The 12,780-nt window shown below is 74.8% G+C and carries 9 protein-coding genes; all 9 read left to right on the forward strand.

Annotated elements, in window-relative coordinates:
- Window positions 1-969: a carbohydrate ABC transporter permease gene (locus ACZ4XJ_RS09545; protein WP_362876848.1), complete on the forward strand. Its 969-nt coding sequence runs from the start codon at window positions 1-3 to the stop codon at window positions 967-969.
- Window positions 966-1,853, forward strand: coding sequence for a carbohydrate ABC transporter permease (locus ACZ4XJ_RS09550; protein ID WP_362876849.1), 888 nt, complete (start codon window positions 966-968; stop codon window positions 1,851-1,853). The genes ACZ4XJ_RS09545 and ACZ4XJ_RS09550 overlap by 4 nt, the downstream gene beginning before the upstream one ends.
- A 5-nt stretch (window positions 1,854-1,858) precedes the next feature.
- Entirely contained in the window at window positions 1,859-3,124 is a 1,266-nt protein-coding gene (locus ACZ4XJ_RS09555; RefSeq protein ID WP_468495785.1) for a 6-phospho-beta-glucosidase, read from the forward strand.
- Entirely contained in the window at window positions 3,115-4,122 is a 1,008-nt protein-coding gene (locus tag ACZ4XJ_RS09560) for an N-acetylglucosamine kinase (protein WP_468495786.1), read from the forward strand. Before ACZ4XJ_RS09555 ends, ACZ4XJ_RS09560 begins: the two co-directional genes overlap by 10 nt.
- Window positions 4,123-4,325: 203 nt before the next feature.
- Window positions 4,326-5,723 (forward strand): hypothetical protein, encoded by a 1,398-nt coding sequence (locus ACZ4XJ_RS09565; RefSeq protein WP_362876852.1) that lies wholly within the window; start codon window positions 4,326-4,328, stop codon window positions 5,721-5,723.
- 5 nt (window positions 5,724-5,728) lie between these two features.
- Window positions 5,729-6,766: a glutamate ABC transporter substrate-binding protein gene (locus tag ACZ4XJ_RS09570; protein WP_468495787.1), complete on the forward strand. Its 1,038-nt coding sequence runs from the start codon at window positions 5,729-5,731 to the stop codon at window positions 6,764-6,766.
- A gap of 56 nt (window positions 6,767-6,822) precedes the next feature.
- On the forward strand, window positions 6,823-8,259 hold the full coding sequence (locus ACZ4XJ_RS09575) for a hypothetical protein (RefSeq protein ID WP_468495788.1): 1,437 nt from the start codon (window positions 6,823-6,825) through the stop codon (window positions 8,257-8,259).
- A 5-nt stretch (window positions 8,260-8,264) separates the two neighbouring features.
- Window positions 8,265-11,066: a serine/threonine-protein kinase gene (locus ACZ4XJ_RS09580; protein WP_468495942.1), complete on the forward strand. Its 2,802-nt coding sequence runs from the start codon at window positions 8,265-8,267 to the stop codon at window positions 11,064-11,066.
- A gap of 3 nt (window positions 11,067-11,069) precedes the next feature.
- Complete coding sequence (locus tag ACZ4XJ_RS09585; RefSeq protein WP_468495789.1) at window positions 11,070-12,743, forward strand: protein phosphatase 2C domain-containing protein; 1,674 nt, start codon at window positions 11,070-11,072, stop codon at window positions 12,741-12,743.
- The last annotated feature ends 37 nt before the right edge of the window (window positions 12,744-12,780 follow it).

A 12,780-nucleotide genomic window follows, 5' to 3' on the forward strand; every position in this document is an offset into this window, starting at 1 on the left:
ATGCCCCGCACCCACGCCCCCGCGGGCCCGCACGCCCGCGCCCTGAAGGCCAGGCACCGCCGCTCCCGACTGCGGACCCTCGCCTTCATGTCCCCCTGGCTGATCGGCTTCTCGGTCTTCTTCGCCTATCCGCTGCTGTCCACCGTCTACTTCTCCTTCACCTCCTACGACGGCTTCCGGCCGCCCGTCTTCAACGGACTGGCCAACTGGAGCTACGTCTTCACGGACTATCCGCTGTTCTGGCCGGCCATGCGCAACACCCTGTGGCTGGTGCTGGTCATGGTGAGCTGCCGGGTCGTCTTCGGTCTCGGCGTCGGCCTGCTCATCACGCGGATCAGGACCGGGGCCGGAATCTTCCGGACCCTGTTCTACCTGCCCTACCTGGCCCCACCGGTCGCCGCGACGCTCGCCTTCGTCTTCCTCCTCAACCCCGGCACCGGCCCGGTCAACACCGTGCTGGAGTCGCTCGGACTGCCCGCGCCGGGCTGGTTCACCGACGCCGACTGGTCCAAGCCCGCCCTCACCGCGCTGGCGCTGTGGGGGGTCGGCGACCTGATGGTCATCTTCATGGCCGCGCTGCTCGACGTACCGAAGGAGCAGTACGAGGCCGCCGAGCTCGACGGCGCCGGCGGCTGGGCCCGGTTCCGGCACATCACCCTGCCGAACATCTCGCCGATCATCCTGTTCGCGGTGGTCACCGGGGTCATCCAGGCCATGCAGTACTACACCCAGCCGCTGGTCGCCGGAAAGGCCGCCGCCGGCGTGATCGGCGGCTCGGGGCAGCAGTTCGAGCCGGGCTACCCCGACAAGTCCACGCTGACCCTCCCCCAGGTGGTCTACAACGTCGGCTTCCAACGCTTCGACTACGGCACCGCCTGCGTCGTCGCCCTGGTGCTGTTCGCCCTCTCCATGGCCTTCACCGCGCTCCTCATGCGGCGCCGTGGCGGACTGATCGGAGCCGGCACATGAGCACGTCGAGCCCCCCTCGCCACCTCGTACCCCGCCCGTCGCCGCGCCGCGGGGCGCGTCGCCGGGTCGTCCTGCACTGGGTCGCCGTGCACAGCCTGGGCGTGGCCGCCGCCCTGTTCTTCGTCCTCCCGTTCGTCTTCCTGCTCCTCACCTCCCTGATGAGCGACCAGCAGGCGCTGACCCGCGACCTGTGGCCGCGCACCTGGGAGTGGGGCAACTACGCGACGGTCTGGCACACCCCCGGCTTCCTCACCTGGTGGCGCAACACCCTGCTGTACGCGGGCCTGGGCACCCTGCTGACCTTGCTGTCCTCGGTGCCCGTGGCGTACGCCCTCGCCAAGTTCCGCTTCCGCGGGCGGCGGCTGTCGCTGCTGCTGGTGATCGCCATGATGATGCTGCCGCCGCAGGTGGTGGTCATCCCGATGTACCTGTTCTGGGCGAAGCAGCTGGACCTGTCCGGCACCCTGTGGCCACTGATCATCCCGATGGCCTTCGGCGACGCGTTCTCCATCTTCCTGCTGCGCCAGTTCCTGCTGACCATCCCCGACGAGTACCTGGACGCGGCCCGCGTCGACGGTTGCGGAGAACTGCGCACCCTGCTGCGCGTCGTACTGCCCATGGCCAAGCCGGGCATCGCGGCCGTCGCCCTGTTCCAGTTCTTCGCCGCCTGGAACGACTACTTCGGCCCGCAGATCTACGCCTCCGACAACCCGGCCGCCTGGACCCTCAGTTACGGCCTGGAGTCCTTCAGGGGCGCGCACCACACCAATTGGAACCTCACCATGGCGGCGACCGTGCTCGTCATGGCACCGGTGATCGTCCTCTTCTTCTTCGCCCAGAAGGCGTTCGTCGAAGGCGTCACCCTGACCGGAGTGAAAGGCTGACGACCATGAAACTCGCAGTGGTGGGCGGCGGTTCCACCTACACCCCCGAGCTGATCGACGGCTTCGCCCGGCTGCGCGCCGGCCTGCCCGTCGAGGAACTGGTACTGATCGACCCCGCCACCGAACGGCTGGAGCTGATCGGCGGCCTGGCCCGGCGGATCTTCGCCCGCCAGGGGCACCCGGCCGTCGTGACCACCACCTCCGACCTGGACGCGGGCGTCGCCGGCGCCGACGCGGTGCTGATCCAGCTGCGGATCGGCGGGCAGGCCGCCCGACTCCAGGACGAGACCTGGCCGCTGGAGTGCGGCTGCGTCGGACAGGAGACCACGGGCGCGGGCGGCCTCGCCAAGGCCCTGCGGACCGTCCCGGTGGTCCTGGACATCGCCGAGCGCGTCCGGCGGGCCGCCCCCGACGCCTGGATCATCGACTTCACCAACCCCGTCGGGATCGTCACCCGGGCCCTGCTCGGCGCCGGGCACAAGGCCGTGGGCCTGTGCAACGTCGCCATCGGCTTCCAGCGCAAGTTCGCCAAGCTGCTCGACCTGTCCCCCGCCGAGGTCCACCTCGACCACGTCGGCCTCAACCACCTGACCTGGGAGACCGGGGTGCGCCGCGGCGGGCCCGACGGGGAGGACCTGCTGCCCGGCCTGCTCGCCGCGCACGGCGACGCCGTCGCCGCCGACCTGCGGCTGCCGCGCGCGGTCCTGGACCGGCTCGGGGTGGTGCCCTCGTACTACCTGCGCTACTTCTACTCCCACGACGAGGTGGTCCGGGAGCTGGGCGAGAAGCCCTCGCGGGCCGCGGAGGTCGCCGCGATGGAGAAGGAACTGCTCGACCTGTACGCGGACCCCGCGCTCGACGAGAAGCCCGAACTGCTCGCCAAGCGGGGCGGCGCCTTCTACTCGGAGGCCGCCGTGGACCTCGCCGCCGCCCTGTTGGGCGACGGCGGCAGCCCGATCCAGGTGGTCAACACGCTCAACCGCGGGACCCTGCCGTTCCTCCCGGACGACGCGGTCATCGAGGTGCAGGCCCGGGTGGACCGCTCCGGTCCGGCGCCGCTGGCCGTGCCCCGACCGGATCCCCTGTACGCCGGTTTGATCTCCCACGTGACGGCGTACGAGGACCTCGTGCTGGACGCCGCCCTGCGCGGCGGGCGCGAGCGGGTGTTCAAGGCCCTCCTCGCGCACCCCCTGGTCGGGCAGTTCGACCTCGCCGAAGGGCTGACCGACCGGCTGCTCGCCCACAACAAGGAGCACTTGCCATGGGCGTGACGCCCGCCGGCGCGGCCGTGCTCGCGATCGACGCGGGCAACAGCAAGACCGACGTCGCGCTGATCGACGCCGACGGCGGTGTCCTCGGCACCGGCCGCTCCGGCGGCTTCCAGCCGCCCCGGGTCGGCGTCGAGGGGGCCGTGGACGTGCTCGGGCAGGCCGTCGCGGAGGCTGCGGAGGCCGCCGGACTGCCCCGGCTGCGGCCGGGGGCCCCGTACGCCGCGCAGGTCTCGGCGTGCCTGGCCAACGCGGACCTCCCGGTGGAGGAACGCCGGCTCGCCGACGCGGTCAGCGCGCGCGGCTGGGGCGCGGCCACCGAGGTGCGCAACGACACCTTCGCGATCCTGCGGGCCGGACTGCCCGCGGGGGACGCGCCGCGCGGGGTCGCGGTGGTCTGCGGGGCGGGCATCAACTGCGTCGGCATGCTGCCCGACGGGCGCACCGCGCGGTTCCCGGCCGTCGGAATGATCTCCGGTGACTGGGGCGGCGGGGGCGGCCTCGCCGAGGAGGCCCTGTGGTGGGCCGCGCGCGCCGAGGACGGACGCGGCGGGCCCACGGAGCTGGCGGCCGCGCTGCCGGGGTACTTCGGGCTCGGCTCCATGTACGAGCTGATCGAGGCGCTGCACCTGGGCTCCCTCGCCCGGGGGCGGGTCCACGAGCTGGTGCCGGTGCTGTTCGCGGTGGCCGCGGCGGGCGATCCGGTGGCGGGCGCCCTCGTGGAGCGGCAGGCCGACGAGGTGGTGGCGATGGCGTCGGTGGCACTGGAGCGGCTCGGCCTGCTGACCCAGGACGTACCGGTGCTGCTGGGCGGCAGCGTCCTCGCGGCCGCCCATCCGCAGCTCAACGGCAGGATCGAGGCCCTGCTGGCCCGGCGGGCCCCGCTCGCGCGGGTCGCGGTGGTGGCCGCGCCGCCGGTGCTGGGCGCGGGGCTGTTGGGGCTGGACGCGCTGGGGGCGCCCGCCGGGGCCCACGGGAAGCTCCGTGCCCATTTCGGGTGAACCCGCCCCGGAACGCGGCGGATCAGGAACCGTGGGGGTCCCCGCGACGTATTGACGGTGAAGGGGTGGCCGGGGGCGGCGCGGGGGGCGTCCCCCGGGCCGACCGCGGGTACGGATCACCCAAGATCGAGCACCGGGTGCTGTGGTGGGCCGCCGCTGGGGCCATACTGCTCCGGAACAGAGGGACCGAGGGGGAGGTCACGGTGGCCATCACGACACGCGCGGCCGCGCCCGGGAGCGGTACGTCCGGTGCGCCGCCGCGCCCCGCCGCGGGCCCGCCCGCCCCACCGGGGCGGGGCACCGCCTGGGCGGAGGGCGTCGAGCGGCTGCGCGCCGCCGCGACCACCGAGCCGGGCCGACTGCGGATCATCGGGGCCGTACTGGCCGCGCTGATCGTGCTGTTCGGCGCGGTCGCCGTGTGGGAGGTCTCGGACCGGGTGTCGGCCGCCGAGGCCGTGGTGGGCCGCAGCCAGCCGCTGAGCGCGGACGCGGCGAGCATCTACCGCTCCCTCGCGGACGCGGACACAGCCTCCTCCAGCGGGTTCCTCGCGGGCGCCCAGGAACCCCGGGAGGTCCGCGAGCGCTACGAGAAGGACATCGCCAGTGCCTCCCGGCTGCTGATCAGCGCGGCGGCGAACACCGGCGCCGGCGGGGAGTCCCGTAAGGAAATAGCGCTCCTCGGCGAGCAGTTGCCCCGCTACACCGGCCTGATCGAGCAGGCCCGCGCCAACAACCGGCAGGGCCTGCCGCTGGGCGGGGCCTACCTGCGCCACGCCAACGAACAGATGAGCACGGTCCTGCTGCCCGCCGCGCAGCGGCTGTACGAGGCGGAGACCGGCCGGCTCTACACGGACCACGACGAGGCCCGGTCCTGGCCGCTGGCCGCGACGGGGGCCGGTGTCCTGGCCGTCGGCGTGCTGGCGTGGGCGCAGCGGCGCAACTACCTGCGCACCCACCGGGTCCTCAACCAGGGCCTGTTGGCGGCGACCGCCGCCTCGGTGGTGGTGCTGCTGTGGCTGACGGTCGGGCAGAGCGTGGCCCGTTCGGAGCTGAGCGAGGCCCGGGCGGACGGGCAGGAGTCGTTGAAGGTGTTGAACGACGCGCGGATCGCCTCGCTCCAGGCGCGGGCCGGCGAGAACCTGACCCTGATCGCGCGGGGCGCCGTACTGGCCGAGGACAAGAAGTCCGACAAGTACGACGTCGACTACGCGACGAACATGCGCCAGCTCGACGAGGGGCTGGCCAAGGCCCTGCGGCTGGCCGACGACGACAGTGGCCGCGACCCCCTCAAGAAGGCCGCGGCCGGTGTGACCGAGTGGAAGCAGCGGCACGCGGCGGCCCGGGAGTCGGACATGAAGGGCGACTACGAGTTGGCCCTGCCCCAGGTGATCGGGGGCAAGAACAGCAGCGGGGCGTCGTTCGACGTCGTGGACGCCTCCCTGGAGGAAGCCGTGGTCCACGAACAGCAGGAATTCACCCGGGCGGCCCGTGGCGGGCTCGGCGCGCTGGACGGGCTGGTGACGGGCGCGGCGGCGCTGGCCGTCCTCGGCGCGGTGGCCGCCCTCCTCGGCATCGGCCGCAGGCTTTCGGAGTACAGGTGAGATCGATGCGGATACGGCGGATGCGCTCGGGGCGGGGCGGCGCGGGCGGGGCGACTCCGGTGCGCCGCGCGGCGGGCCCGCTGCGCGGCTGGGGCGGGGTGAGCGCGATGGCCACCGCCTGCGCGGTGACGGCGGCGGCCGTGCTGCTGCCGCTCGCCCAGGGCGCGCCGGACGGCGGCCGGAGCGGCCCGGTCCGCGAGCCGGCCGCGGTGGTCGCGGCGCCCGCCGCCCCCGCCGACACCTGCCCGGACCCGGAGGCGAGCCTGCGCCCGTCCGGCATGGACGGGCCGACGATCGAGCGGATCCGCAAGGCCGGCAAGCTCGTCGCGGGCGTCGACCAGAACAGCTTCAAGTGGGGCTACCGCAATCCGGACGGGCACCTCGTCGGCTTCGACATCGACCTGGTCAAGGCCATCGCGAAGGACATCCTCGGCAACGAGGACCTGGTCATCTACCGGGCGATCCCCACCAGCCAGCGGATCCCGGCCCTCCAGGAGGGCCGCGTCGACGTCGTCGTGCGGACGATGACCATCAACTGCAAGCGCCTGGAGGACGTCGCCTTCTCCACCGCCTACTTCGAAGCCGGCCAGCAGGTCCTGGCCCCCAAGGGTTCGCCGATCACCGGCTACGACGGCTCGCTGAACGGCCGCAGGATCTGCACGGCCGCCGGCTCCACGGCGGAGGCGGCCCTGAAGGCCCAGGCCTACGGCTCGGTGTCCGTCTCCGTCCCGAACCAGCTGGACTGTCTGGTGCGGCTGCAACTCGGCGAGGTCGACGGCATCATCACGGACAACGCGCTGGCCGCGGGCCAGGCCGCGCAGGACCCGTCGGTGCAGCTCGTCGGAGCCCCCTTCACCCGCGAGTTCTACGGGGTGGCGATGAACAAGGACGCCTCCGACCTGGTGCGCCGGGTGAACAAGGTGCTGGAGGACTACCGTGCGGGCGGTGACGCCGGCCCGTGGGCGACCTCGTACCGCAACCACTTCCAGAACGTGCTGCCGAAGGTGGCCTCGCCGCCCGCGCCCAAGTACCGGGACGGCTGAGGCCGGTGGCGGAATCGAGGCCGTACGTGAGCCTTCCGGGAACGGGGCCCGCAGTGATGGACAGGGACGACGTCGACCGTGCGCTGACCCGCCTGGGCGCGGAGCACGAGGCCGTGGAGACCTCGCTGCTCGCGCTCCAGGACCACGCGGGCCGCAGGCTCCTGGAGGGGGCCGCGCTCAGCGGGGTCACGCGGGAGCGGTGGGCCGCCGCCGACGCGGCCATCACCCGGCTGTGGGCGTACTTCGACGCCTACAGCGGGGCCTTGGCCGCCGCCCGCGCGATCCGCGAGCGGCGGCGCTGGCCGAACCGGGAGGACCTGGCGGAGCTGACCGAGCGGCTGCGCGGGCCGGGGGTGACCATCGCCGGCGCCGGGCTGGAGGGCGCCGCGCTCGCGGAGCGGTTCTCGCTGGCCGAACTCGTCGCCCGGATGAACGAGCTCTACGCGAGTTCCTTGGACCTGGTGGTCGCCGCCGACGCGGTGTGGTCGGCGCTGCCCGCGCGGATCGACCTGCTCGCCGCCGAACTGCACCGGACGCGGTCACTGGCGCACTCGGTGGGGGTGCGGCCGGGCGAGCACCCGTCGGGGGACGACCTGGAGTCGATCACCGCCGAGCTGACGCGGCTGCGCGAACGGGTCATCGCCGACCCGCTGGCCTTCTGGACGCCGACGGCGGGCAGTTCCGCCCCGGGCGGGGGCCGGCCGGACACCGCCCGCTACGACCGGGCGGCCCGCGCGCTGGACGACGTACGGCGGGAGGTCGAGGCGGTGCTGACCGTCCGGCAGGACGCCGAGCAGCGGCTCATCGCCGTGCGGGACGTGCTCTCGCGGGCCGATCGGACCCTCGCGGAGGCGCGCAACGCCCGCATCGAGGTGCTGGCGAAGATCGCGGCGTCCGAGGTGCCGGCTGTCAGCGGACCGCCGACCGCCCTCCAGGAACAGCTCGCGGCGGCCGCCGAGTACCGCAGGCACGCGCGGTGGCACCGGCTGTCCCCGCTGCTGGACGCCCTGGAGGAACGGGCGGAGGAGGAACTCCGGCGGGCCCGCGAATCGTTGACCGCGGTGACGGCGCCGCTGGCCGTGCGGGCGGAGCTGCGCGGCAGGTTGGACGCCTACCGGGCGAAGGTCGCCCGGCACGGACTGGCGGAGGATCCGCTGCTGATCGAGCGGTACGACACCGCCCGACGGATGCTGTGGAGCGCGCCCTGCGACCTGCGGGCCGCCGAACTGGCGGTCCTGCGCTACCAGCGGGCCACCGCCGAGGCACTGGCGCCGCCGGACCCCGCCGCCGACGCGGCCCCCGCACCGGGGGAACACCACCACGACGCGCAGGCGCACCACCTGCCCGAGCAGCACCGGCCCGACCCGTACCGACCCGACCCGACCCGATCCGACCCGTACCGATCCGACCCGACCCGATCCGACCCGTACCGATCCGACCAGCACCAACCCGAGCAGCACCGGCCCGCGGGGCCGGGGAAGGAGGACGCATGAGCCTGATCGGAACGCCGTGCATGCGCCCCGGCTGCCCCGGGACGTACGAGGACATGGGCGGCGGCGAGCTGTACTGCGACACCTGCGGGCTCGCCCCGACGGGCGCGGTCGCGGCGGGCGCCGAGGAACTCGTCTCCCCGCCCACCGGCATGACCAGCGCCGCCCGGCACGGCGACTCGCGGGGTTCGGCGGGCTCGGCGGGCTCGCGCGGCTCGGGCCGGTCCTCGGCCTCGGCGAGGTCCTCCCGTTCCTCCCGGTCCTCCTCCTCGCGCCGCTCGGTGTCCGGGCGGCTGTCGCGCTCGCTGCCGGGTTCCGCGTCGGCCCGTTCGGTGTCGGTTCGCAGTTCCGGTTCGGCCTCCGCCGCCTCGGGGCGCGGGCGGCTGGGAGCCGGGCTGGTCAGCATGCCGGAGGTGCCGCGTCCGGATCCGTCGGCGGCCGTATTGGAGAACCCGGAGGTCCCGGAGCGCAAGCGGTTCTGCTCGCGCTCGGACTGCGGGGCGCCGGTGGGTCGGGCGCGGGGCGAGCGGCCCGGCCGTACGGAGGGGTTCTGCACCAAGTGCGGTCACCCGTACTCGTTCGTGCCCAAGCTGCGCGCGGGCGACGTGGTGCACGGCCAGTACGAGGTGGCGGGCTGCCTCGCGCACGGTGGTCTGGGCTGGGTCTACCTGGCGGTGGACCGGGCCGTCTCCGACCGGTGGGTGGTCCTCAAGGGCCTCCTCGACACCGGGGACCAGGACGCGATGGAGGCGGCGATCTCCGAGCGGCGCTTCCTCGCGGAGATCGAGCACTCCAACATCGTGCGGATCTACAACTTCGTGGAGCACCTGGACCAGCGGACGGGTTCGCTCGACGGGTACATCGTCATGGAGTACGTGGGCGGCAAGTCCCTGAAGGAGATCGCGAACGAGCGGCGCCGGCCGGACGGCAGACGCGACCCGCTGCCCGTCGAGCAGGCCTGCGCGTACGGGATCGAGGCGCTGGAGGCGCTCGGGCACCTGCACAGCCGCAACCTCCTGTACTGCGACTTCAAGGTCGACAACGCCATCCAGCAGCAGGACCAGCTCAAGCTGATCGACATGGGCGCGGTCCGGCGGATGGACGACGAGGAGTCGGCGATATACGGCACCGTGGGATACCAGGCCCCGGAGGTGGCCGAGCTGGGTCCGTCCGTGGCCTCGGACCTCTACACGGTGGCGCGCACCCTCGCCGTGCTCACCTTCGACTTCCAGGGCTACACGAACGTGTTCGTGGACTCGCTGCCGGACCCGGAGCACATCGAGGTGTTCGGCCGGTACGAGTCGTTCTACCGGCTGCTGGTCCGGGCCACCGATCCGGATCCGGGGCGGCGGTTCGCCTCCGCGCAGGAGATGGCGGACCAGCTGACGGGCGTGCTGCGGGAGGTCGTCGCGTTGCAGACGGGCCGGCCGCGGCCGCAGCTGTCCACGCTGTTCGGCCCCGAGCTGCGGGTGCCGGACACCCGGCTGTACGCGGACGGGCCGGGGGCCGAGGTCTCCCGGCTGGGCGCGCGGAACACCGCGCGGCCGCTGTGGGGCCCGGGCCGGCGGCGGGCGCCGGCCGGCGCTCCGGTTCCGGTTCCGCCGGCGCCGGCTCCCGCCGCGGTCCCGGTCGTGGCCGGTGGCGCGGGTTCCGTCGGTTCCGTCGGTTCCGTCGGCGCCCCGGCGCCGTTCGCGCCGTCCCCGCCCGCGGGAGGTGCCGTCGCCGCACTCGGGACGACCGCCACGCACCTGGCGGGCGCCGCGGTGCCCGCGCCCCGGCGGACCGGTCCCGCGCCGGAGGCCCGGTCGGCGCCGACGGCCGGGCTGTCGCAGGCTCCCGTTCCGCTGTCGGCGCGGGGTCCCGGGGCGTTCGCGGCCCGGGCCGGGCTGGCCCGCCTCGACGCGCGCGACACGGCGCTGGCCCTGCCCGTGCCGCTGGTCGACGCCGCCGACCCCAACGCCGGTTTCCTGACCGGACTGCTGGCCTCCGCGCCCGCCGACCTGCTGGGCGCCCTCGGCTCGGCCCCGGCCGACTCCGCCGAACTGCGGCTGCGCGAGCTGCGGGCCCGGCTCGAACTGGGCGAACTCGCGGTGGCGGGCGAGGCCCTGACCGCGCTGGAGGACCGGCACCCGGACGACTGGCGCGTGGTGTGGGCCCGCGGCATCGCCTCGCTGGCCACCGGGGACGACGAGATAGCGGCGCTGTCCTTCGACGCGATCTACGACGCCTTCCCGGGCGAGCCCGCTCCGAAGCTGGCCCTCGGCCTGTGCGCCGAGGTCCTGGGGCAGTTGGACAACGCCGCCGAGTACTACCGCCTCGTCTGGACCACCGACCCGGGGTTCGTGAGCGCGGCCTTCGGGCTGGCCCGGGTCCAGCTGGCGTCCGGCGACCGGGACGGCGCCGTGCGCACGCTGGAGTCCGTACCGGAGGCCTCCATCCACTACACCGCCGCACGGGTGGCGGCCGTACGGGCACGCCTGCGCGACCGGTCCCCGCAGGAGCCCCTGCTGGCCGATCTCGTGGCGGCGTCCGGCCAGGTGGAGGCGCTGCGGCGGTTCGGGCTGGACCCGGAACGGCAGGAGCGGCTCGCGACGGAGGTTCTGGGCGTGGCCCTGGACTGGGTACTGTCGGGTAGCCGGGGCGCCGACCCCGGCCGGACCTCGCTGCTCGGCAGTCAACTGGACGAGCGGGGGCTGCGCTTCGGCCTGGAACGCTCGTACCGCGTCCTCGCCCGGCTGGCGCAGCGGGGCGAGGAGAGGATCGAACTGGTGGAACGGGCAAACCGTTTCCGTCCCCGGACGTGGGTGTGAGTGATGTCGATGCATCGGCCGTCGGGCTGCCCCAGCTGCGCGGAGCCCCTGGAGGAGGGTGACCGTTTCTGCGGCGTGTGCGGTTACGCCCTGTCCTCCCCGCCCCCTACCCCGGATTCCCGTCCGACCCTGCCGGTCGGTTCCCCGCCGGCGCCGGCGCCGGCCGGGCGGGTCGCCACGGCCGGGGTCCCCGCCGCGGCGGCGGGCTCCCACCCCGGGCAGGGTCCCGGAACCGACCCCGCCGGGGCGTACTCCTCCGGCGCCGGGGACCCGGCCAGGGCGGCCGCGCCCCCTGCCGCGTATCCCGCCGCTCCGGCGCACGCCCCTGCGGGCGAGGCCCCCGGCGCGGCCCCCCGGGCCGCCGGTCCGGCGGGCGAGCCGGTCGGCGCCGGCCTGCGCGGCTCCGCCGGCTACACCCCCGGGGTGCCCGCGCCCGGTTGGGGCAGCGTGGCCGAGGCCGCGCCCACCCTGGTCGGCGACGGCTCCGGCATGCCGGGTTCGAGCGCCCCCCGAGGCGCCTCCGACCCCGGGCCCGAGTCCCCGTACGGGCAGGAACCGGCCCGGCCCGAGACCCCGCCCGAGCGGGAGCCCCTGCGCCACGACCTCCCCGGCGGGGTCCGGGAGCCCGGGGACGGGGGTTGGGGGGTGCCCGCGCACGAGGAGCCGTACGCCGCGCAGGGCGGGCCCGCGCCCGAGGAGTCGTACGGGGCCGCCCCCGCGGGGGACGGCGGGAAGACCTGCGTCGCCTGCCGCGCCGGGCACGTCGACCCCGACGGGTACTGCGAGCACTGCGGCCACGCCCAGCCCCGCGAGCGGGACCACCTGGAGGAGGAGCTCGGCAGCGTCGCCGCCGTCAGCGACCGCGGCCTGCGCCACCACCGCAACGAGGACTCCTTCGCCGTGTCGGCGACGGCCCTGCCCGACGGTTCGGCCGCCACCGTGGCGATCGTCTGCGACGGCGTCTCCTCCGCGAGCCGGCCCGACGACGCCTCGGCCGCCGCCGCCCGCGCCGCCAACGAGGCGCTGCTCGACGCCCTCCCCCGCGGCGCCCACCCCCAGGAGGCCATGCACGAGGCGATCCTGGCGGCGGCCACCGCCGTGAACGCCCTCGCGCCCGAGACCCCCGGCGCGCAGAACGCGCCGGCCTGCACGCTGGTCGGCGCCGTCGTCAGCGGCGGGGTCCTGACCATCGGCTGGGTCGGCGACAGCCGTGCCTACTGGGTGCCCGACGACCGGGGCGCCCTGCCGCGGCGCCTCACGGAGGACGACTCCTGGGCCGCCCAGATGGTCGCGGCGGGCCTGATGGGCGAGGCCGAGGCCTACGCCGACGTCCGGGCCCACGCCATCACAGGCTGGCTCGGGGCCGACGCGTACGACCTCGAACCGCACACCGCCAGCTACAAGCCGGACCACCCCGGCGTGGTCGTCGTATGCACCGACGGCCTGTGGAACTACGCGGAGTCCGCCCGGGACATGGCCCAGGTCCTGCCGCCCGACGCGGCCGTCCGCCCCCTGCACAGCGCACAGGTCCTGGTGGGCCACGCCCTCGACGGGGGCGGGCACGACAACGTGACCGTCGCCATCGTGCCCTTCGCCGCCGTACCGGAACCGGCGGCCCCCGGCGCCGCCCCGGCGGCGGAAGCCGAAGCGGAACCGGAACCGTACCCCCGGGCCTGACCCGCCCGTCCCCGTCGTCAGCGAGCCCCGAGGAGTC

This window comes from Streptomyces sp. NPDC029836 (genome assembly GCF_055574495.1).

Bases quoted from the DNA above. Each gene is read 5' to 3' on its own strand.
- ACZ4XJ_RS09545 (WP_362876848.1), top strand. From the start codon at position 1: ATGCCCCGCACCCACGCCCCCGCGGGCCCGCACGCCCGCGCCCTGAAG.
- ACZ4XJ_RS09560 (WP_468495786.1), top strand. From the start codon at position 3,115: ATGGGCGTGACGCCCGCCGGCGCGGCCGTGCTCGCGATCGACGCGGGC.
- ACZ4XJ_RS09575 (WP_468495788.1), top strand. From the start codon at position 6,823: ATGGACAGGGACGACGTCGACCGTGCGCTGACCCGCCTGGGCGCGGAG.
- ACZ4XJ_RS09550 (WP_362876849.1), top strand. From the start codon at position 966: ATGAGCACGTCGAGCCCCCCTCGCCACCTCGTACCCCGCCCGTCGCCG.
- ACZ4XJ_RS09555 (WP_468495785.1), top strand. From the start codon at position 1,859: ATGAAACTCGCAGTGGTGGGCGGCGGTTCCACCTACACCCCCGAGCTG.
- ACZ4XJ_RS09570 (WP_468495787.1), top strand. From the start codon at position 5,729: ATGCGGATACGGCGGATGCGCTCGGGGCGGGGCGGCGCGGGCGGGGCG.
- ACZ4XJ_RS09585 (WP_468495789.1), top strand. From the start codon at position 11,070: ATGTCGATGCATCGGCCGTCGGGCTGCCCCAGCTGCGCGGAGCCCCTG.